This is a genomic window from Limnohabitans sp. 2KL-51 (assembly GCF_003063645.1).
In the GTDB taxonomy this organism is placed as follows: domain Bacteria; phylum Pseudomonadota; class Gammaproteobacteria; order Burkholderiales; family Burkholderiaceae_C; genus Limnohabitans_A.
Window position 1 is genome coordinate 232,849 of record NZ_NESJ01000005.1, and the last position, 19,157, is coordinate 252,005.

Annotated in this window: 17 protein-coding genes; 9 read left to right on the forward strand and 8 right to left on the reverse strand. The window is 61.6% G+C overall.

Features of this window, described 5'->3' with window-relative positions; all coding sequences use genetic code 11:
• Positions 1 to 33 precede the first annotated feature (33 nt).
• The 4 genes from otnK (at position 34) to B9Z49_RS07260 (ending at position 3,681) form a co-directional block, all read left to right on the forward strand.
• Positions 34 to 1,299 (forward strand): 3-oxo-tetronate kinase, encoded by a 1,266-nt coding sequence (gene otnK, locus B9Z49_RS07245; protein WP_108352820.1) that lies wholly within the window; start codon positions 34 to 36, stop codon positions 1,297 to 1,299.
• A 2-nt stretch (positions 1,300 to 1,301) separates the two neighbouring features.
• Positions 1,302 to 1,961 (forward strand): aldolase, encoded by a 660-nt coding sequence (locus B9Z49_RS07250; protein WP_108352821.1) that lies wholly within the window; start codon positions 1,302 to 1,304, stop codon positions 1,959 to 1,961.
• A gap of 80 nt (positions 1,962 to 2,041) precedes the next feature.
• A complete protein-coding gene (gene otnI, locus B9Z49_RS07255; protein ID WP_108352751.1) occupies positions 2,042 to 2,875 on the forward strand; it encodes a 2-oxo-tetronate isomerase in 834 nt (277 codons plus the stop codon).
• A gap of 62 nt (positions 2,876 to 2,937) precedes the next feature.
• Entirely contained in the window at positions 2,938 to 3,681 is a 744-nt protein-coding gene (locus tag B9Z49_RS07260) for a sulfite exporter TauE/SafE family protein (protein ID WP_108352752.1), read from the forward strand.
• A 69-nt stretch (positions 3,682 to 3,750) separates the two neighbouring features.
• On the opposite strand, the gene B9Z49_RS07265 is transcribed toward B9Z49_RS07260, so the two are convergent.
• From B9Z49_RS07265 to B9Z49_RS07290, 6 genes are all read right to left on the reverse strand, one after another.
• The gene (locus B9Z49_RS07265; protein WP_108352753.1) at positions 3,751 to 5,928 is read right to left on the reverse strand and encodes a xanthine dehydrogenase family protein molybdopterin-binding subunit; all 2,178 of its coding nucleotides are present in this window, start codon (positions 5,926 to 5,928) and stop codon (positions 3,751 to 3,753) included.
• On the reverse strand, positions 5,925 to 6,398 hold the full coding sequence (locus B9Z49_RS07270; protein ID WP_108352822.1) for a (2Fe-2S)-binding protein: 474 nt from the start codon (positions 6,396 to 6,398) through the stop codon (positions 5,925 to 5,927). Before B9Z49_RS07270 ends, B9Z49_RS07265 begins: the two co-directional genes overlap by 4 nt.
• Before the next feature lie 196 nt (positions 6,399 to 6,594).
• Positions 6,595 to 6,990 carry a PIN domain-containing protein gene (locus B9Z49_RS07275; protein ID WP_108352754.1) on the reverse strand — a complete coding sequence of 132 codons (396 nt, stop codon included), beginning with the start codon at positions 6,988 to 6,990 and terminating at the stop codon, positions 6,595 to 6,597.
• The gene (locus tag B9Z49_RS07280; protein WP_108352755.1) at positions 6,987 to 7,229 is read right to left on the reverse strand and encodes an AbrB/MazE/SpoVT family DNA-binding domain-containing protein; all 243 of its coding nucleotides are present in this window, start codon (positions 7,227 to 7,229) and stop codon (positions 6,987 to 6,989) included. The genes B9Z49_RS07275 and B9Z49_RS07280 overlap by 4 nt, the downstream gene beginning before the upstream one ends.
• A 48-nt stretch (positions 7,230 to 7,277) precedes the next feature.
• Positions 7,278 to 8,282 carry an XdhC family protein gene (locus B9Z49_RS07285; protein ID WP_108352756.1) on the reverse strand — a complete coding sequence of 335 codons (1,005 nt, stop codon included), beginning with the start codon at positions 8,280 to 8,282 and terminating at the stop codon, positions 7,278 to 7,280.
• Positions 8,263 to 8,970 (reverse strand): NTP transferase domain-containing protein, encoded by a 708-nt coding sequence (locus B9Z49_RS07290; protein WP_233254551.1) that lies wholly within the window; start codon positions 8,968 to 8,970, stop codon positions 8,263 to 8,265. Before B9Z49_RS07290 ends, B9Z49_RS07285 begins: the two co-directional genes overlap by 20 nt.
• 161 nt (positions 8,971 to 9,131) lie before the next feature.
• On the opposite strand from B9Z49_RS07290, the gene B9Z49_RS07295 reads away from it, so the two are divergent.
• On the forward strand, positions 9,132 to 10,613 hold the full coding sequence (locus tag B9Z49_RS07295) for a M20 family metallopeptidase (RefSeq protein WP_108352757.1): 1,482 nt from the start codon (positions 9,132 to 9,134) through the stop codon (positions 10,611 to 10,613).
• Positions 10,613 to 11,491, forward strand: a complete 879-nt coding sequence (locus tag B9Z49_RS07300; RefSeq protein WP_108352758.1) for an alpha/beta hydrolase — start codon at positions 10,613 to 10,615, stop codon at positions 11,489 to 11,491. Before B9Z49_RS07295 ends, B9Z49_RS07300 begins: the two co-directional genes overlap by 1 nt.
• On the opposite strand, the gene B9Z49_RS07305 is transcribed toward B9Z49_RS07300, so the two are convergent.
• On the reverse strand, positions 11,445 to 12,635 hold the full coding sequence (locus tag B9Z49_RS07305) for an MFS transporter (RefSeq protein ID WP_108352759.1): 1,191 nt from the start codon (positions 12,633 to 12,635) through the stop codon (positions 11,445 to 11,447). The genes B9Z49_RS07300 and B9Z49_RS07305 overlap by 47 nt on opposite strands.
• Before the next feature lie 157 nt (positions 12,636 to 12,792).
• On the opposite strand from B9Z49_RS07305, the gene B9Z49_RS07310 reads away from it, so the two are divergent.
• The gene (locus tag B9Z49_RS07310; protein ID WP_108352760.1) at positions 12,793 to 14,421 is read left to right on the forward strand and encodes a peptide chain release factor 3; all 1,629 of its coding nucleotides are present in this window, start codon (positions 12,793 to 12,795) and stop codon (positions 14,419 to 14,421) included.
• A 331-nt stretch (positions 14,422 to 14,752) separates the two neighbouring features.
• Here B9Z49_RS07310 and B9Z49_RS07315 read toward each other — a convergent pair whose 3' ends face one another.
• Entirely contained in the window at positions 14,753 to 15,982 is a 1,230-nt protein-coding gene (locus B9Z49_RS07315) for a hypothetical protein (RefSeq protein WP_108352761.1), read from the reverse strand.
• A gap of 174 nt (positions 15,983 to 16,156) precedes the next feature.
• On the opposite strand from B9Z49_RS07315, the gene gspE reads away from it, so the two are divergent.
• Both gspE and B9Z49_RS07325 read left to right on the forward strand, forming a co-directional pair.
• The gene (gspE, locus tag B9Z49_RS07320) at positions 16,157 to 17,878 is read left to right on the forward strand and encodes a type II secretion system ATPase GspE (RefSeq protein ID WP_108352824.1); all 1,722 of its coding nucleotides are present in this window, start codon (positions 16,157 to 16,159) and stop codon (positions 17,876 to 17,878) included.
• Positions 17,871 to 19,130 (forward strand): type II secretion system F family protein, encoded by a 1,260-nt coding sequence (locus B9Z49_RS07325; RefSeq protein ID WP_108352762.1) that lies wholly within the window; start codon positions 17,871 to 17,873, stop codon positions 19,128 to 19,130. Before gspE ends, B9Z49_RS07325 begins: the two co-directional genes overlap by 8 nt.
• Positions 19,131 to 19,157: the final 27 nt, after the last annotated feature.

A 19,157-nucleotide genomic window follows, 5' to 3' on the forward strand; every position in this document is an offset into this window, starting at 1 on the left:
AATCACAAGAGATTTGACATGAGCACTTTGAAAATGGGTTTGAAACTCGGTTGCATTGCAGACGACTCTACCGGCGCGACCGATCTGGCCAACAACCTGGTGCGCTCGGGCATGCGGGTGGTGCAGACCATTGGCGTGCCTGCAGGACCGCTTGCGGCGGACGTGGACGCGGTGGTGGTGGCGCTCAAGTCGCGCACCAACCCGGCTGCCGAAGCCATCGCCCAATCGCTGGAGGCCTTAAAGTGGCTGCAAGCGCAAGGCGCCGAGCAAATCTATTTCAAATACTGCTCCACCTTTGACAGCACGCCCGAGGGCAACATTGGCCCGGTGACCGAGGCGCTGATGGACGCGCTGGGCACAGACTTCACCATCGCGACCCCGGCCTTTCCGGACAACGGTCGCACCGTGTTCAAGGGCTATTTGTTCGCGGGGAATGTGCTGCTCAATGAGAGCGGCATGCAAAACCACCCGCTCACACCCATGATCGATGCGAACCTGGTGCGCGTGATGCAAGCGCAAACGAAGCGCAAGGTGGGTCTGATCGATTACAAAACAGTAGCCCTTGGCGAAGGGGACATCCGCGAGCGCATCGCCACACTGCGTGCCGAAGGTGTGGGCGTGGCCGTGGTGGACGCGACCAGCAACGATGATCTGCACCTTCTCGGGCCTGCCTTGAAAGGCATGCCGCTCATCACCGCCGGTTCAGGTGTGGCGATTGCCCTGCCCGCCAACTTCGGCTTGCAGCCGTCGTTGCAAGCAAGCCAATTGCCTGCTGCATCGGGCCTGCAGGCGGTGGTGTCTGGAAGCTGCTCGGTGGCCACCAACGCACAGGTTGCGCATTTCAAATCCACCGGTCGACCGGCGATGGCCATCAACCCTGCAGGCCTGATGAACGGGCAAAGCGATGCCGTGGTGCAGCAGGTGCTGGCTTGGGCCTCACCGCTCTTGAAGGATGGCCCGGTGCTGGTGTATTCCACCGCCGAGCCCGACGCCGTGAAAGCCGTACAAGCGCAGCTGGGTGTGGCCGAGGCGGGTGCGCTGGTGGAGCACGCCCTGGGGTCTGTGGCGCGTGGCCTGGTCGATTTGGGCGTGCAGCAGCTGGTGGTGGCCGGTGGCGAAACCTCGGGCGCCTGCGTGCAGGCGCTGGGCATTGCACAGCTGCAAATCGGCCCACAAATTGACCCGGGCGTGCCGTGGTGTCATGCGCCTTCAGCCCACGGCGGTGTGCACATCGCGCTCAAGTCGGGCAACTTTGGCACTGAAGACTTTTTCAGCAAAGCCTTTACAGTGTTGGCATGAACCTGACCGAATCTCAAGTCCGCGAAGAGATCTGCCGCGTAGGCCGCAGCCTGTTTGAACGCGGCTTCGTGCACGCCACGGCGGGCAACATCAGCGTGCGCCTGGACGATGGCTTTCTCATCACGCCCACCGATGCGTGCCTGGGGTTTTTGGATCCGGCCCGCTTGGCCAAACTCGACCTGCAAGGCCAGCAAGTCAGTGGTGATAAGGGCAGCAAAACCATCGCCATGCACCGCCAGATTTACGCAGCGGCTTGCGAACAGGATGCCGACACGCGCTGCGTGATCCACACCCACAGCACGCACTGTGTGGCGCTCAGCCTGAACGCCGTCGGCCCTGAATTGCTGGCGCCCATCACCCCCTACTTTGTGATGAAAGTCGGCCATGTGCCCCTGGTGCGTTACCACCGCCCCGGCAGCCCCGATGCGGCCAAAGAGGTGGCCACGCTGATCCGCCAATACGCGGCTCAGGCCGCTCCAATCCGCGCCGTGATGCTGTCCCGCCTGGGGCCGAATGTTTGGCACAACACACCCGCTGCAGCCATGGCCACGCTCGAAGAGCTGGAAGAAACCGCCCGGCTCATGCTGCTGTCGCCCCACACGACACCGCTGAACGCAAGCGCCTTGGACGATTTACGTCAGACTTTTGGCGCGAGGTGGTGATGTCCTTGGCACATGGAACTCGAATCCTGTCCGGGGTCACAAACCCCGAGGTGGAATAACTTTTTTTCTGAAAGACTCTCATGCCACGCTTTGCCGCGAACCTCTCCATGATGTACCCCGACTTGCCGTTTTTGGACCGCTTTGAAGCAGCGGCGAAAGACGGTTTCAAGGCCGTGGAGTATTTGTTTCCCTACGCCTTCCCAGCGCAAGAGCTGGCCGCACGCTTGCAGGCCAACGGCTTGCAGCAGGTGCTCTTCAACGCACCACCTGGCGGCACCGACAGCGCCAGCATCACCCAAGCTTGGGAGAGTGGCAGCCGGGGCACGGCCAGTGTGTCCGGACGCGAAGCCGAGTTCCGCACGGGCTTTACCCAAGCCCTGGTCTATGCCGATACTCTGAACTGCCCACGCATCCACGCCATGGTGGGTTTGCGCTCTGAGGGCGCCAGCGCAGAGGTCGCAGACGCCACCCTGATCAGCAACCTGCAATGGGCCGCTGCCGAAGCTGCCAAAGCTGGGCGTGATGTGTTGATCGAGCCGATCAACACCCGCAGCGTACCGGGCTTTCACCTGAACCGCCAAGACCACGCGCACCGCATCGTGCAGGCCGTGGGTGCGTCCAACGTGAAGGTGCAGATGGACTTGTTCCACTGTCAGATCGTCGAAGGCGACCTGAGCGCCAAGATTGCACAGTATTTGCCCACAGGTCGGGTTGGGCATTTTCAGATCGCCGAGGTGCCGCACCGCCACGAGCCGGGCACGGGCGAAGTGAACTGGACGCACATCTTTCAGGTCATCGACAAAGTGTCGGCCGAGTGCGGCTGGGACGGCTGGATCGGCTGCGAGTACAACCCGGCCGATGCTTCGGCAGGTGGCACCTCGCGCGGCCTGACTTGGGCGCGCGGCTATTTATGAGCACGCAGAAATGAGCAAGCAGATCCGATCGGGGCTGACCACAGAGCAGCGCCTGATGTGACATGGCCGATGCAAATTATCTGATTTGGGCCGGGCTGGCAGCGGCCATGGTGGGCCTGTCCAAAGGCGGCTTGCCCACCGTGGGCATGCTGTCTGTGCCCATACTGTCGCTGTTCATGTCCCCGGTTAAAGCGGTGGTGATGCTGCTGCCGATTTACATCATCTCTGACCTCGTGGGGTTGTGGCTGTACCGCAAGAACTTCAGTGCCATCAACCTGAAAATCCTGATACCCGCAGGCGCGGGCGGTGTGCTGGTAGGCTGGATTACTGCATCACTGGTGTCCGACACGGCCGTGAAAATGATGATCGGCCTCTTGGGTGTGGGCTTTGTGCTCAACGCCTGGCGCAAGCGCCACGCAGAGCAAGCACCAAAACCTGCCAGTTGGCGTCAAGGCTTGCTGTGGGGCAGTTTGTCAGGTTTTACCAGCTTCATCTCGCATGCGGGTGGCCCACCGTTTCAGGTTTACCTGTTGCCGCAAAAACTGCCCAAGCTGGTGTTTGCAGGCACCTCGACCTTGTTTTTTGCCTTCATTAACTTGGCCAAGCTGTGGCCTTACCACACGCTGCAACCCTATGGCTCCAACGAACTGATGGGCGCGTTGGTGTTGATCCCGTTTGCCCTGGCGGGCACCGTCGCGGGTGCTTACCTCACACGCAAGATCGCCGACGACTGGTTCTTCAAATGGGTGCAAGTGGGCTTGCTGGCGATTTCTGTCAAGCTGATCGTGGACGCGGTCTGCGCTTGAGGTGCGGCACGCCATGAGGGGCCAAGTGATCGGATGAGCCCGATCGTCTTGGCCCCGCAGAGGACTGGCTCACACCATCGGGAAAGGCAAAGCGCGCAAGCGCTTGCCGTTGAGTGTGGCGATCGCGTTGGCCATGGCGGGTGCCAAGGGGGGCAGGCCCACTTCGCCAATGCCACCAGGGTGGTTGTCGGTGGGCATGACCTTCACAAACACTTCGGGCGTTTCGTTGGCACGCAGCACCTGGTAGGTGTTCAGGTTGGTTTGCAGGGGTTCACCAGCCCTGAAGTCCATGCGCTCGTGCAAGGCGGCCGACAAGCCAAAAATCACCGACCCTTCGATCTGCGCCTGGATGTTTTGTGGCTGCAATGCGTGGCCACAGTCCACCGCCGACCAGACCTTGTGCACCTTGGGGCGGCCCTTCTCGATAGAGACTTGCACCACCATGCCGCAATAGGTGTTCCAGGCGTCAGAAAACGCCAGGCCCAGTGCATGCCCCTTGGGCAGCTTGGCTTTGCCCCACTGCGACATCTCGCCCACCGCCTTGAGCACGGCTTGGCCACGCGGGTGTTTTTGGAGCAAGTCCATGCGGTAGGCCAGTGGATCGGCTTTCACGCCACGCGCCACTTCGTCGATCAGCGTTTCAATGGCGAACTTGGTGTAGCCCGGGCCCACCGCACGCCAGAAGCCGGCATCAACGCCGCGCTCTTCGATCATGAACTGCACGCTGTGGTCCGGGATGTCGTAGGTGATTTCGACGCCCTCCATCACAGGCGCATCCTTGCCGCCCGCGGCCTTGAAGGCCGGTGGCACCACGCGTGAGTAAATGCCCTCTGACACCACGCGGTGCAACAAGCCCACCAACTTGCCTTGCGCATCCACCCCGGCCACCAGGTGCTGACCGGTCATGGGCCGGTATTTGTCATGCACCATGTCGTCTTCGCGGGTCCAGATCACTTGGATCGGCGTGCCAGGCATGGCCTTGGCCACAAGGGCGGCATCGGCCGCATAGTCGGCCTCGATTCGACGGCCAAAACCGCCACCCATCATGGTGATGTTGACGTTGATGTTCTCCGGCTTGAAGCCGCCCGCGCGCGCCACTGTGCCGGTCACAAACGAGGCCGATTGCGCGGGTGCCCAGACCTCGATCTTGTCGCCGTCCACACGCGCTGTGCAGTTCATGGGTTCCAGGCAAATGTGGCTGACCATCTCACTGATGTAAGAGGCACTGAAGGTTTTGGTTGCCCCCGCCAATTTGGCCGCTGCGTCGCCATGGGCGATGAAGGCCACGCCTTTGTCCGTCAGGTCTTCGGCGCGCTTGGTGTATTCCACGCGCATTTGGTCCGTGTACAGCACACGCGCTTTGGAATTGCGACTCCAGCCCACCTTGAGTTGGTCGCGCGCCGTCTTGGCCGTGAAAAACGAATCGGCCACCACGGCCACGCCGTAGGGCAGCCGCACCACGTTTTTCACACCCGCCACTGCACGGGCGGCCGTATCGTCCACGCTCGTGGGCACCTCGCCTTGCACCGGCGCGCGCAGCACGCTGGCCCACAGCATGCCGGGCATTCGCTGGTCAATGCCGTACAGGGCCTGGCCGCTCGACTTGGCGGGCACGTCCACGCGGGGGATGTCCTTGCCGATCAAGCGGAACTGCGCCATCGGCTTGAGCATGCTTTTGTCAACCTTGGGCAACTCGGCCGGAACCGTCGCCACTTTGGCGATGTCGGCATAGGTCATGGCGCGGCCGCTGCTGTGGATGACGCGGCTGGCTTCGGTGCGCAGCTCGGAGGCGGGCACGCTCATGGCCTGCGCCGCGGCGTTCACCATCACCAAGCGGGCTTGGGCACCGGCCAGGCGCAGCGGCTCGTAATAGCCTTGCACCGTGCGCGATGCGCCGGTGGTCATGCCGCCACCAAAGCGGGGGTTGCCAAAACGCTTGGGGTCGCTGGGGGCCTGTACCACAAGCACTTTGCTCCAGTCCAGGTCCATCTCTTCGGCCAACAGCAGGGGCATGGCGGTCATGGTGCCTTGGCCCATCTCGGCACCCGGTGACATCAAGGTCACCACGCCATCGAGGCCGATGTTGATCCAGTTGTTGGGGGCCAAACTGCCCGCGCCGGGTGTCTGGGCCAAAGCCAATTCGGTTTGTGTCAGGCCAAACGACAAGCCCAAGGCCAGACCGCCCGAGCCGAGGATGAAGGAGCGGCGTGACACGCTCGGTGTCATGGAGGTGTTGATCGTTTTCATGCCTTGCCTCCTTGGAGGGTTTTCTGGGCGTGCGAGACCGCGCTGGCGATCTGGTTGTAAGTGCCGCAGCGGCAGATGTTGCCACTCATGGCTTCCAGGATTTCGGTGCGGCTGAGGTTCTTTTTGACCACGCTGATCACCTTGGCCGCGGCCATCAGCTGACCGGACTGGCAGTAGCCGCATTGCGGCGCTTGGGCTTTGACCCAACCGGCTTGCAGTGCCTGGCCTGTGGGCGTTTTCATCAAACCTTCGACGGTGGTGATGTCTTTGCCCTCGGCGGCCGACACGGGCAGCGAGCATGAGCGCACGGGCTGACCGTTCAGGTGCACCGTGCAGGCGCCGCACTGCGCAATGCCACAGCCGAACTTGGTGCCTGTGAGGTTGAGCTTTTCACGGATGACCCAGAGCAAAGGGGTCTCCGGCTTGGCATCGACCGACACGGCCTCGCCATTGACTTTCATTCGAACCATGCGTGTCTCCAGTGGTGTCAGCCGGTGCAGCCTGACTGAGGCCGCGCAAAACCCATGTCTTGCGCCTGCACCGTGAAAAAAAGAAGTTAAAGCGTGCACTGTGGCCAGCTTGTCGCCCAAGGCTCAAACTCGGGCAAACCCTGAGGCGAGGGGCGGCTGTTTGGATTTAAGACCAGAGCACTTGTTCCAACTGGGCTCAGGGAACCAGGACCATGCCGCAATTTTTAACTGCACCGCGATCAAAAGTCATCGTTTGGAAGCAGCCCGCAGCAGCGGCTGATCTTTCGACCAAGCAGTCGGCAAAGTCACCCGAGGAATCCCGAAAAAGGCGCACCGCACGCCAGACCACTTCGACGTTTTCAATCACCAATTCTTTGGTTCTGAGCAGGGATTCCAGTGCATTCACCAATTGCGAGCGGCTCAAGTCGTAGCAAGACGACATCACCCAAACCAACTCAACGACCGACACCAGTGTGACAAAGCCCGGTTTATCCACGCTCAGGGCATCCAGCAAACGAACGGCTTGTGCTGATTGTTTGGCATCGTCTTGCATGATGTAGCGCACCATCACATTGTTGTCGAGCCCCATCATTTGGCAGAGACTCCTCGTGCGGCAATGGCAGCATTCATGTCTTGAATGGAGATGGATTTGCTGGGTTTTTTGAACATGCCCTTGAGTTCACTCAAAGACCGCGTTGCGGCGATGAATTCATAGCGACCAGGTTCGATCTCTACAAATTCAACCCGATCCCCAGTGCCGACATGCAAGGCCGCACGAATCTGGGCCGGGATGGTGATTTGACCTTTACCGGTCACCGTGGCAGTTGTCATGCAATAACTCCAAAATCCTTACTTTATTGTAAGGCGTCTTTCAGCGCCTCAATTGACCAGCCCGCACACCGTCTTCGAGCCTTCCCAATTGCTGAGCGCTTGGCTCAGATCGGTGCCACGGCGCAAGGCGGTCATTTCGGCCACGATGCTCATGGCGATTTCGGGGGGTGTCAAGGCGCCCAGGTTCAGGCCCACGGGGCCGTGTAATTGGCGAACTTCGGCTTCGCTCACATCAAAATCCAGCAAGCGCTTGCGGCGTTGCGCGTTGTTGTGTTGCGAGCCCAATGCACCCACATAAAACGCAGGGGTGCGCAGCGCCTCCATCAGCGCCAGGTCGTCCAGCTTGGGGTCGTGTGTCACCGCCACCACGGCACTGTTGTGGTCCAAGCGCATGGCCAGCACCAGGTCGTCGGGCATCTCTTTGGACAAGGTCACATCGCTCATGGCTTCCCAGCCCTCGTGGTATTCCACACGCGGCTCGCACACCGTGACCTGGTAGTCCAGCATCACGGCCATGGCGGCCAGATACCGGGACAACTGACCGCCGCCGATGATGAGCAAACGCAGGCGCGGGCCGTGCACGGTGGTCAGGCTTTTGCCGTCAAACTGCAGCTTGTCGCCTTCGGTGGCAGCACCCATGCGCACCATGCCGGTAGCCATGTCCATGCGGCGCTCCACACGTTGGTGTTGTTCAATCAGCACCAGCAATTCGCGCAGTTGCGAATGGGCCGACAACGGCTCCAGCACCACCTGCACCGAGCCGCCGCAGGGCAGGCCAAAGCGGCGCACCTCTTCGGCCGTCTGACCATAGGTGGTGGTGTCGGGCAGGCGCAGGGCCAGCTCACCACCGGCCACGCGGCGGATCAAGTCGTCTTCGATGCAGCCGCCCGAGACCGATCCGGCCACCTGCCCATCGTCCCGGATGATCATGAGCGAGCCTGGGGGGCGCGGGGCCGAGCCCCAAGTGCGCACCACCGTGCCCATCACCACACGGTGGCCCCGGCTTTGCCAGTCCAGGGCGGTGCGGATCACGTCAATGTCGATGCTGTTCATGCTTGTCGCTTGTTGAGAGGTTCAAATCGTGTGGCCAGCTCAGGCTTTGCCCAGTCAGCTGCTCCACCGCCAGGCGGTCTGATTCATTGTCCACATCCAGCCGGAAGAGGCTATGGGGGGTTTCCCAGCGGTACACGGCTTCGGGGTGGGCTTGCATCCATTGGCGTGCGCCCATTTCGTTGCTGCCCGCCAAAATTTGCGCCACCACCGCACCAGAGAAGACCACCGGGTTGCCGGGCAAGCCTTTTACGATCGGTTGCAAGAGTTGCGTGTCAGCCGGGCGCTGAGCAAAAGCCTGCAGCAATGCCAGCACCGCTGGCGCGTCGATCAACGGTTGGTCGGCCAGTGCCACCAGCACCACATCCAGATCGGGAGGCAAGGCCCGCAAACCGGTGCGCAATGAGCTGACGTGGCCGTCATCGGGTTGCGGGTTGAGCACCGGTTGAGCGGCCCAGCGGGCCACAGCCCCGTCTTGCAGGATGCGCTCTGCGTGGTGCCCCAGCACCACCCCAATGGGGCTCACGCCCGCCAAGGTCAAGGCCTGCAATTGCCGCTCCAGCAAACTCACGCCGTTCAGTTGCAGCAGGCATTTGGGCCGGTGGCCCATGCGGCTGCCCGCGCCTGCGGCCAGCACTAAGCCGCCTGTGCGCGGTGCGGGCCCCGGTGTGGGCTGAACAAGCGGTGTCACGTTCAATCGGGCGCTCCATGCAGTTAATCACCGGTCATTGTGCCGGGGTCCTTCGGAGCTGCTGCCGCGTTGGCGTCACTTCTGTGAATGCCTGCCGTGGCCAGCCGATCCCAAACACGCTACAGTGTTTTTCTTTTGTGCCGACCCGAGGAGCCCCCAACATGAACGCCCCCCTGCACCGCGAAATGCCCGATGGCGCGCTCGACAGCGTCCGCGCCTTGAACGACGTCACCCAAGCTTGGGACAACACCATCGTGCCCGAGCTGAAAAAGTACATCGAAATCCCCGCCAAGTCGCCCGCGTTTGACGCCGACTGGGCCGCGCACGGCCACATCGAGTCGGTGCTGCGCCGCGCCGCGCAATGGGTCGAGGCGCAAAAGGTGGAAGGCCTCACGCTCGAGATCATCCAGCTGCCAGGCCGCACGCCGGTCATGTTTTTTGAAGTGGCCGCTACCCGCGCCGCCAGCGAGGGTTCGGGCCAGACGGTGCTGATGTACGGCCACCTGGACAAGCAGCCCGAGTTCAACGGCTGGCGCAACGATCTCGGCCCCTGGACCCCGGTGTACGAAGACGGCAAGCTCTATGGCCGTGGCGGCGCGGACGACGGTTACGCGGCCTACGCCAGCATCGCCGCGGTGCAGGCGCTCAAAAGCCAAAACACACCTCACCCGCGCATCGTGGGTTTGATCGAGACCTGCGAAGAATCGGGCTCGTATGACCTGCTGCCTTATGTGGACGCGCTGCGCGCACGCATGGGCGATGTCGGCCTGGTGATTTGCCTGGACAGCGGCGCGGGCAACTACGACCAGCTGTGGCTCACCACCAGCCTGCGCGGCATGGCCAGCGGCACGCTCAAGGTGCAGGTGCTGACCGAAGGCATCCATTCGGGTGACGCCTCGGGCCTGGTGCCCTCAAGCTTTCGCATCATGCGCCAGGTGCTCGACCGCCTTGAAGACAGCGCCACCGGCCGCTTGCTGCCCGCCAGCTTCCACTGCGAAGTGCCCGCCGAGCGCCTCGCGCAAGCGCAAGCCACCGCCGCCATCCTGGGTGACGAGGTGTACAAACGCTTCCCTTGGGCGCACTACGATTGCGGTGGCTCCACCAGCTTTGCGCTGCCCACCACCACCGACCCGACGCAAGCCCTGCTCAACCGCACCTGGACACCCACGCTCAGCGTGACCGGTGCCGAAGGCTTTCCGGCGCTGAAAGACGCGGGCAATGTGCTGCGGCCTTACACCGCCTTCAAGCTCAGCCTGCGCCTGCCACCCCTGGTGAATGCGGCACAAGCCGTGGCCGAGATGAAAGCCCTGCTGGAAGACAACGCGCCTTACCAAGCCAAGGTCACGTTTGAAAGTGGCGGCGGTGCCACCGGCTGGAACGCGCCCGACACCTCCCCTTGGTTCGAGCAAGCCCTCAACGCCTCCAGCCAGGCGCACTTTGGTGCAGGCGTGGGATACATCGGGCAAGGCGGCACCATCCCGCTCATGAACATGTTGAGCGCCGGTTTCCCCCAAGCGCAAATGATGGTCTGCGGTGTGCTTGGCCCCAAGAGCAACGCGCATGGACCGAACGAGTTTTTGCATGTGCCTTATGCCAAAAAGCTCACGGCGGCGGTGGCTGAAGTGATGGCGCGGATGCCTTGATGAACCTCATTGCACGCCCCTCCTTGCCCCGACCCCAGGTGTCGGGCTTGCATGGCGAGGCGGGCGCACTGGCGTTGTACGACTGGGCCATGCCTGCCAACAAGCCGCTGGGCACCGTGATCTTGGTGCATGGTCTGGGCGAACACGCCGGGCGCTACGGCGAGGTGGCGGCGCACTTGCACCAATGGGGTTTTGCTGTGAGGGCCTACGACCAGCAAGGCCACGGCCAATCCGAAGGCGCGCGCGGCGACATGCTGCGCCCCGGCAGCTTGCAAGCCGATTTGTGCCGGGTGATCGACGACACGCGCCAGCACCCGTCTTTGCAGGGCACACCCCTCATCTTGTTGGGCCACAGCATGGGCGGTTTGGTGGTGGCGCGCACGCTGGCCGAGGGCTTGCGCCCGGTCGATGCGGTGGTTTTGTCGTCGCCGGCGTTGGGCGCGTTCCCCAACTTTTTTCAGAAAATGCTGCTGGCCAGCCTGCCCCGCGTGCTGCCGCACCTGCGGGTGGACAACGGCCTGAAACCCGAGTTCGTGTCACGCGACCCCGACGTGGTGAAAGCCTACAAGGCCGACCCGCTGGTGCACCGCCGCATCAGCGCGGGACTGGCGGCCTGGATTCTGACGCAAGGGGCGCAAACACTGGCAGATGCAAGGCATTGGCAGGTGCCCACTTTGTTGCTCTACGCGGGGCAAGACCGATTGGTCAATGCGCAGGCCAGTGCCGACTTTGCGCGGGCCGCACCCGCCGCCGTGTTACAGGCCGAGTGCTTTGAGGCCATGTACCACGAGATCTTCAACGACCTCTACCGCGCTCAGGTGTTCACGGCGCTCAAGCGCTGGCTGCTGGCGCATTTTTCTGTGCGTCCCTCTGTTTGAGCACCATCCACACCAGCGCCACACCAGTCAACGCCACCGGGAACAGCGATCCGATGTTCAACCAGGCCCAGCCCTGTGTGGTGACCAAGGCACCTGAAGCGAACGAGGTCACGGCCATGGTGGCGAACACAAAGAAGTTGATGGCCGCCTGACCCCGGTCTTTTTCGGCGGGCGTCCAGGCCTTCATGGCCAGCGTGGTGCTGCCGGTGAACAAAAAGTTCCAGCCCAAGCCCAGCAAGAACAGCGAGATCAGGAACTGGTGCAACTCAACCCCGGTGAGCGCAACGGCGATGCACACAAAGTTGATCACCACGCCCACCGCCATGATTTGCAGCGTGCCAAATTTTTTGATCAGGTGGCCTGTGAAAAAGCCCGGTGCAAACATGGCGATCACATGCCACTCCAGCACCAGCGCCGCGTCATCAAAACTGAAGCCGCACACCTGCATGGCCAGCGGGGTGGCCGCCATCAGCAGGTTCATCACGCCATAGCTCAGGGCCGCAGCAGCTGCCGCCACAATGAAGACTGGCTGGCGCATGATCTCGCTCAAAGGGCGCCCCGCGCTGTCACCGGGCTTTTTGGCGGGCACTTCCGGGAATCGGATGAAGGCCATGCACACCATGGCCAAAATCGCCACGATGCCCAGCGCCATGTAAGCGCCCAAAAATGGCACTTCGTACAAAGTGCGGGTGCGCGAGGCCAGGTTGGGGCCCACGATGGCCCCGATCAAACCTCCAGCCAAAACCAAAGAAACCGCTTTTTCCTTGAAGCCATCCGCTGCCAGCTCGGCCGCGGCAAATCGGTACAGCTGGCCGTTGGCGCTGTAATAACCCGCAATGACCGTGGCCGCCACCAGCAACCAGAAGTTATGGCTCCAGGCGGCATAAGCGGCCAGCAGTGCCGAGAAAAAAGCCACGACCAGTCCCAGCTGAAACGACACCTTGCGCCCCCAGCGGGACTGGCTCTTGGCCACCAAGCCGGTCGACAGTGCCCCACCCACCACATAGCCCATGACGGGCAAAGTCGCCATCCAGCCCAGCGGGGCCATGGACAAACCCACTAGGCCATTGATGGCAATGAAGGTGACGTTGTTGGTGAAGAAAAGGCCCTGGCAGAGCGTGAGGAGGATGAGGTTAGGGTTCATGCAGGGCAGTGTAGGCCTAAAGGGGCCTTGCGTCCCGCCCCTGCGAGACTGCCTCGGTGGTCTGGCATGGCCCGGTAAAATCGCCCCTTTGACCAGCCCGCACGGGGTTGGCCACCACGGGGGCTGTTTGGCCACCCGCACGACCTCAGGACCCCTTGTGACTTACGCCCACGAAACCCGGCGCCGCCGGACTTTTGCCATCATTTCCCACCCCGACGCGGGTAAAACCACACTCACCGAAAAGCTCTTGCTGTTCTCGGGCGCGATCCAGATCGCCGGTTCGGTCAAGGCCCGCAAGGCCTCGCGCCACGCCACCAGCGACTGGATGGAAATCGAAAAGCAGCGCGGCATCTCGGTGGCATCGTCCGTCATGCAAATGCTCTACCGCGACCACGTTATCAACTTGCTTGATACCCCCGGCCACAAAGACTTCAGTGAGGACACCTACCGCGTGCTGACGGCCGTGGACTCGGCTCTGATGGTGATCGACGCGGCCAACGGTGTGGAAGCGCAAACCCGCCGCCTGATCGAGGTCTGCCGTCAGCGCAATACGCCCATCATCACCTTTGTGAACAAGATGGACCGCGAAGTGCGCGACCCGCTTGACATCCTCGACGAAGTCGAGCGCGAGCTGGGCATGCCCTGTGTGCCCATGACTTGGCCTGTGGGCCAGGGCAAGAGCTTCGGCGGCATCATCAACCTGCGCACAAAGGCCATGACCGTGTTCGACTCCGGCAGCGAACGCCTACCGCAAGACTTCGAAACCATCTCGCTCACCGAGCAGGCCCAACTGGCCGAGCGCTTTGGTTTGGAATGGCAAACCGCCATGGACAGCATGGAGCTGGCCACTGGCGCATCGCCCGCGTTTGATGAAGCGGCGTTCTTGGCGGGCAAACAAACCCCCGTGTTCTTCGGCTCCGGCGTGAACAACTTCGGTGTGATGGAAGTGCTCGACGCCTTGGTCGATTTGGCCCCCGCGCCAAAGCCCCGCACCAGCAATCTGCTGGTCAACAAGCAGCCCGTGGTCAAAGAAATCCAGCCCGAAGACAGCGCGTTTTCGGGCGTGGTGTTCAAGGTGCAGGCCAACATGGACGCCAACCACCGCGACCGCATCGCGTTCGTGCGCATGGCGTCTGGAAAATACACGCCCGGCATGAAGCTCAAGGTGCAGCGCACCGCCAAAGAACTGCGCCCCACCAGCGTGGTGACCTTTCTGAGCCAACGGCGCGAAGCGGTCGACGAAGCCTATGCGGGCGACATCATTGGCTTTACCACCCACGGCGGCGTGCAATTGGGCGACACCATCACCGATGGCGCGAATTTGCAATTCACCGGTCTGCCCTTTTTTGCACCCGAACTCTTCATGACCGTGATCCTGAAGAACCCGCTGCGCACCAAGCAATTGCAAACCGGCCTGGACCAACTCGGCGAAGAAGGCGCGATCCAGGTCTTCAAACCCGAAATCGGCGGCCCCATGCTGCTGGGCGCGGTGGGCCAACTGCAGTTTGAAGTGGTGCAACACCGCCTGAAGGCCGAATACGACTGCGACGTGCGACTGGAAGGCTGCCAGTACACCGGCGCCCGCTGGATCACCGCCGACACCCCGGCCGAGCTGCGCGAGTTCACCAACGCCTACCCGCAGCGCATGTCGCTGGATGCGGCAGGCACCTTGGCGTATCTGTGCACCAGCCCTTACGACGTGCGCCTGGCGCAAGAGCGCTTCCCCAAAATCCACTTCCATCCGCTGCGCGAGCACGCGGGCTTGGCGCTCGGCTCGGCCGGCTGATCTGCCATGGCGATCCAAGCCTTGGCGTGGGCCCACTGAAGATCAGGGATTTATGTTCGCCGAGGGAAGAGGGCCATGGACCCCGGGTCTTCGCCTGGGGTGACAAGCTATTGATCCGACCCCATGAAGTTTGAATTGCCCCTGCCTTGTCAGACATGCGTTTTGTAGGAGCCCACCCTGTGGGCGATGGTTTGCAGGGCGATGCTGTTGTGGGAATTTTCCACGCCCATCGCCCACAGGGGTGGGGACCTACCCCTCAAGCTGCCGCACGTCGATGGACGGAGCCAGTCAGCGACTCAGGGCGACACAGCACTGCAAGAACAGCCATCGGTCATTCCACCATCCAAATTTGGGAGCCCAAAGAAAATGAGGTTTTTCCGGGTTGGCGTGGGTCCTGAAGAACTTGTTTGGTGTGATAAATCACCTGCGTACCCGGCGTGTGTTGGAACGTTCCCCGATAAGTCCGTCCGTCCGGATCGACCCCCGTCCAAGTCTGGTTAAAAGTGGCCACATTGCACTTGGGCAGGCATTGAAGAAATGGGTCGGAGGGCTCTTCCGCGCGCAAAGCGGCAATGCTGTGAAACTCGTACACCGAAGGGCCATTGCGGCAAAAATTGGGGTCAGCCGCATTGCTGTCGGTGATCGTGCTGTCTGATCCCGTGAATGTCAGCGTCGTGGCATTTATTTGAAGGACATAGCTGGCTCTGAACTCTTTGTTGCTGCACTCGCTGGATGAACCGGAAACACGAATCGTCTTACCCGTGAAATCCAGCACCGCCAAACTGACCAGGCTCATGCCTGCATGGGTTTCGGTGGCCAGTTGACCTGCGGAACTGGTTTTGATGATTTGCCCCACATAAACACCCTCAGTCGTCACGCGCAAGCGCGGGGCCACAAAAGTGCCCGCGCTCAGATCGGTGCAGCGGTAACTGCCTCGCGCACTCACCGCCTCTGACTGAGGGACATAAGTGCCCTCAAAAACACAGCTGCCAGTGGTGATTTCACGAGTCAGCTTGAATTTGCCGCTGCCCAACGAAAAATTGAAATTGGCCGGAATGCCACTCGAGGTATTGATGCCGTAGACCATGCCGTCAAAGTCTTTGTTCAAGCTTGGCGCGTTGTCCACGAAGCTGAACCGTTGCAAATCGATGGCGCCGGTTTTGCCTTCAAAAGCGTATTCAAACCGGGCCACATGGGGGTCATTGGCCGAAAACACCATGACCGCATTGCCCACGGCCGCCGACTGGACCCGGGACGCATCGTAATTGGCAGACGGTGCAGGCCCGGTGTTGCGATACAGGGCACCGCTCAGTCGGTTGTTTTGAATCTCACCCGAGAAAGTCAAAAAAGTCGGTTGGCCACTGTCCGCATAAAAATACCAGGCCCCAAACACCGTGTTGCCGACCTGGCTCAAATTAAAGCCCATGCCGCTTTGCGAGGCGTTCCACCAGATGTCCTTGTAGTCGCCCGCCACCGCAAAGGGCAGATGGGCCACCAGTCCCAGCAAAGACAAAACTGAACCGATGAAAGCTTTCCGGAGGAGGGTGATGAAGAGTGTCATTTTTGGGGTTTGTGAAAATAAAGATATTTTTTATAATTTTAGTTAAATTTTTAAAAAGGGCCGCGTTGAACCATGGACCCCGGGTCTTCGCCTGGGGTGACAGAAACAGGGGCAGGCGTTGACGGGGGCGACTGGGGTAACATCCATCGCTATTCAGCTATCGACGATGTCCCCATGACCGCACTGTCCACCGCACCCGCTCCCATGGATGTTGCTCCGCCACTGCCCCGCTCGCGCTTGGGCGATTTGCTGGTCAACCAGGGCAAGCTCACTGCCCGCGACCTCGACCGCGCCCTCAACGCACGCGACGAAACCGGCAGCGTGCTCGAACAAGTGCTGGTCAACCTCGGTCTGGTGTCCGAAGGCGACGTCACCCAAGCGCTGGCCGAACTGCTGCAGCTGCCCTTTGTGGCGGCTGAAGAATTCCCTGACGTGATGCCCGAAGTCGAAGGCCTGCAGCCCGACTTCTTGCGCACCCACCTGATTTACCCCCTCAAACTCGACGAGTCTGGCCTGAGCCTGGCCATGGCCGTGGCCGACGACCCCTTTGCGCTCAAAGCCCTGCGTCTGGCCACCGGTCAGCGCATCCACCCTTGCGTGGCCAACCCGTCCGACATCGAAAAAGCCTTGAGCAGCCAGGACGAGCCCGAGCGCGAAGACGACGACGACGAGCTGGGAACCGATGTGGGCGATTTTGTCGAACACCTGCGCGACCTGGCCAGCGAAGCCCCCGTCATCCGGCTGGTCAACCTCATCATTGGCCGCGTCATTGACATGCGCGCCTCGGACATCCACCTCGAACCCTTTGACGACGGCCTGCATGTGCGCTACCGGGTCGACGGCGTCATCCGCACCGAAGAAATCGTCTCGCCCCAGCTCAGCCCGGCGGTCAATTCACGCGTCAAACTCATGGCGCACCTGGACATCGCCGAGCGCCGCCTGCCGCAAGACGGCCGCATCAAAACCCGGGTCAAGGGCCGCGAACTTGACCTGCGCGTGTCCACCATCCCCACCGTGCACGGCGAAAGCGTGGTCATGCGGGTGCTCGACCGCACCAGCGTGCGCTACAGCCTTGAATCCATGGGCTTCGAAGCCGACACCCTGACGCGCTTCAACCAGCTGTTGGGCAGGCCCCACGGGATTTTGTTGGTCACCGGCCCCACAGGCTCGGGCAAAACCACCACCTTGTACGCGGCCCTGTCCAAAATCGACTCGGACGCGCACAAAATCATCACCGTTGAAGAGCCCGTCGAATACCAGCTCGAGGGCATCAACCAGATCCAGGTGCACCAGCAAATCGGCCTGAGCTTTGCCCGCGCCCTGCGCTCCATCCTGCGGCAAGACCCCGACATCATCATGATCGGCGAAATGCGCGACACCGAAACCGCGCAAATCGCCGTGCAGTCCGCCCTCACCGGCCACCTGGTGCTGTCCACCCTGCACACCAACACCGCTGCCGGCGCCATCATCCGCCTGCAAGACATGGGCGTCGAGCCCTACCTCATCACCTCCTCGGTCAACGGCGTGTTGTCGCAGCGCCTGGTGCGCCGCCTGTGCCCGCACTGCAAAGAAGCCTACGTGCCCGACCCCCAAGTCGTCAAAGAATCCGGCATGGACCGCCTGGGCCTGAGCGCCCCCAAGCTTTGGCGCGCCGTGGGTTGCCCGCAATGCCGCCAAACCGGCTACTCGGGCCGCACCGGCATCCACGAACTGTTGGTCATGGACGACGTCATGCGCCGAGGCATCCTGGATGGCCTTGACTCGGCCTCGCTGCACACCAAAGCCACGGCAGCGGGCATGCACACCCTGTACGAAGACGGCCTGCGCAAAGTGGCCGACGGCGTCACCACGCTGGACGAACTGCTGCGCGTGACCGAGGACCAGTCCGATGCCTGATTTCGTCTGGAAAGCCGCCCGCGCCGACGCCAGCACCCAGGAAGGGCGCCTGAGCGCACCCACACAAGCGCGCGCCATGCAGCAACTGCGCAGCCAGGGCCTGACCCTGCTGAGCATCCGCGAAGCCGGCACCTCGTTGGTGGCAGAACAAGCCACCCAGTTCAAAAACCTGCACGGCGGCCAAAGCTCGCGCCTGTCGCGCCTGCTCTCCAACCAAAACGTCACCCAGGCCGACATCCTGGTCATGTCCAGCGAGTTGTCCATCATGCTCAAAGCCGGGCTGGCGCTGGACAACGCCTTGCGCGTGCTCATTGGCATGAACGCCAAGCCCGCCATGATGCAGCTGACCCAAACCCTGCTCGAAGACGTCAAAAGCGGCCAACCCCTGAGCAAAGCGCTGGGCAAACATCCGCAGCAATTCAGCGACTTCTATATCAACATGATCCGTTCGGGCGAAGCCAGCGGCCAAATCAGCGCCGTGCTCGAACGGCTGGTCGAACACCTCGAACGCCTCAAAGCCCTGCGCGAAAGCGTCATCTCGGCCATCATTTACCCCTGCATCTTGCTGGGCGTGGCCGTCATCTCCCTGATCGCCATGCTCGGCTTTGTGGTGCCGCAATTCGAGACCCTGTTCAACGACATGGGCGACGCCTTGCCCGCACCCACACGCCTCGTCATGGTGGTGGGCAAAGCCTTCACCGAATACGCGCCAGTGATGGCTTTGGTGTTGCTGGTGGTGTTTTGGCTGGCCCAACGGTGGTTCAAGTCAAGCACAGGTCGACGCTGGTGGCAAAGCCATGTTTTGCAGTTGCCCATCCTGGGGCGTTTGGTTCTCAAGTACAACCTGACGCTTTTCTCCCGTTCCTTGGGCACCTTGCTGGGCAATGGCGTGCCGCTGATATCGGCGCTGCACATCGCCACCCAAACCATCGGCAACGACATCTTGCGCAATGCCTTGCAAGGGATCCCGGGCAAAGTCAAGGGCGGCGGTAAAATGGTTGACGCACTCAAAAGCAGCGGCATTTTTGAGCCACTGGCGATCAACTTGATGAAAGTCGGAGAAGAAACGGGGCGAATGGGGCCTATGCTTCTTGAGCTGGCCCGAATCTTCAATGCGGATGTGGAAACAGGCATCAAACGCGGTCTAACCTTGTTGGAGCCGCTTTTGATCATTGTGTTGGGCCTCATGATCGCTTCCATCATTGTCAGCATCCTGCTGGGCATCCTGTCCGTCAATGACCTCGCCGTATAATTTTTTCAGTTTTTCGATGAAACAAAA

Excerpts from the sequence above, each read along its gene's own strand:
- otnK (WP_108352820.1), top strand. The coding sequence starts at position 34 with ATGGGTTTGAAACTCGGTTGCATTGCAGACGACTCTACCGGCGCGACC.
- otnI (WP_108352751.1), top strand. The coding sequence starts at position 2,042 with ATGCCACGCTTTGCCGCGAACCTCTCCATGATGTACCCCGACTTGCCG.
- B9Z49_RS07260 (WP_108352752.1), top strand. The coding sequence starts at position 2,938 with ATGGCCGATGCAAATTATCTGATTTGGGCCGGGCTGGCAGCGGCCATG.
- B9Z49_RS07265 (WP_108352753.1), bottom strand. The coding sequence starts at position 5,928 with ATGAAAACGATCAACACCTCCATGACACCGAGCGTGTCACGCCGCTCC.
- B9Z49_RS07270 (WP_108352822.1), bottom strand. The coding sequence starts at position 6,398 with ATGGTTCGAATGAAAGTCAATGGCGAGGCCGTGTCGGTCGATGCCAAG.
- B9Z49_RS07275 (WP_108352754.1), bottom strand. The coding sequence starts at position 6,990 with ATGATGGGGCTCGACAACAATGTGATGGTGCGCTACATCATGCAAGAC.
- B9Z49_RS07280 (WP_108352755.1), bottom strand. The coding sequence starts at position 7,229 with ATGACAACTGCCACGGTGACCGGTAAAGGTCAAATCACCATCCCGGCC.
- B9Z49_RS07285 (WP_108352756.1), bottom strand. The coding sequence starts at position 8,282 with ATGAACAGCATCGACATTGACGTGATCCGCACCGCCCTGGACTGGCAA.
- B9Z49_RS07295 (WP_108352757.1), top strand. The coding sequence starts at position 9,132 with ATGAACGCCCCCCTGCACCGCGAAATGCCCGATGGCGCGCTCGACAGC.
- B9Z49_RS07300 (WP_108352758.1), top strand. The coding sequence starts at position 10,613 with ATGAACCTCATTGCACGCCCCTCCTTGCCCCGACCCCAGGTGTCGGGC.
- B9Z49_RS07305 (WP_108352759.1), bottom strand. The coding sequence starts at position 12,635 with ATGAACCCTAACCTCATCCTCCTCACGCTCTGCCAGGGCCTTTTCTTC.
- B9Z49_RS07315 (WP_108352761.1), bottom strand. The coding sequence starts at position 15,982 with ATGACACTCTTCATCACCCTCCTCCGGAAAGCTTTCATCGGTTCAGTT.
- gspE (WP_108352824.1), top strand. The coding sequence starts at position 16,157 with ATGACCGCACTGTCCACCGCACCCGCTCCCATGGATGTTGCTCCGCCA.
- B9Z49_RS07325 (WP_108352762.1), top strand. The coding sequence starts at position 17,871 with ATGCCTGATTTCGTCTGGAAAGCCGCCCGCGCCGACGCCAGCACCCAG.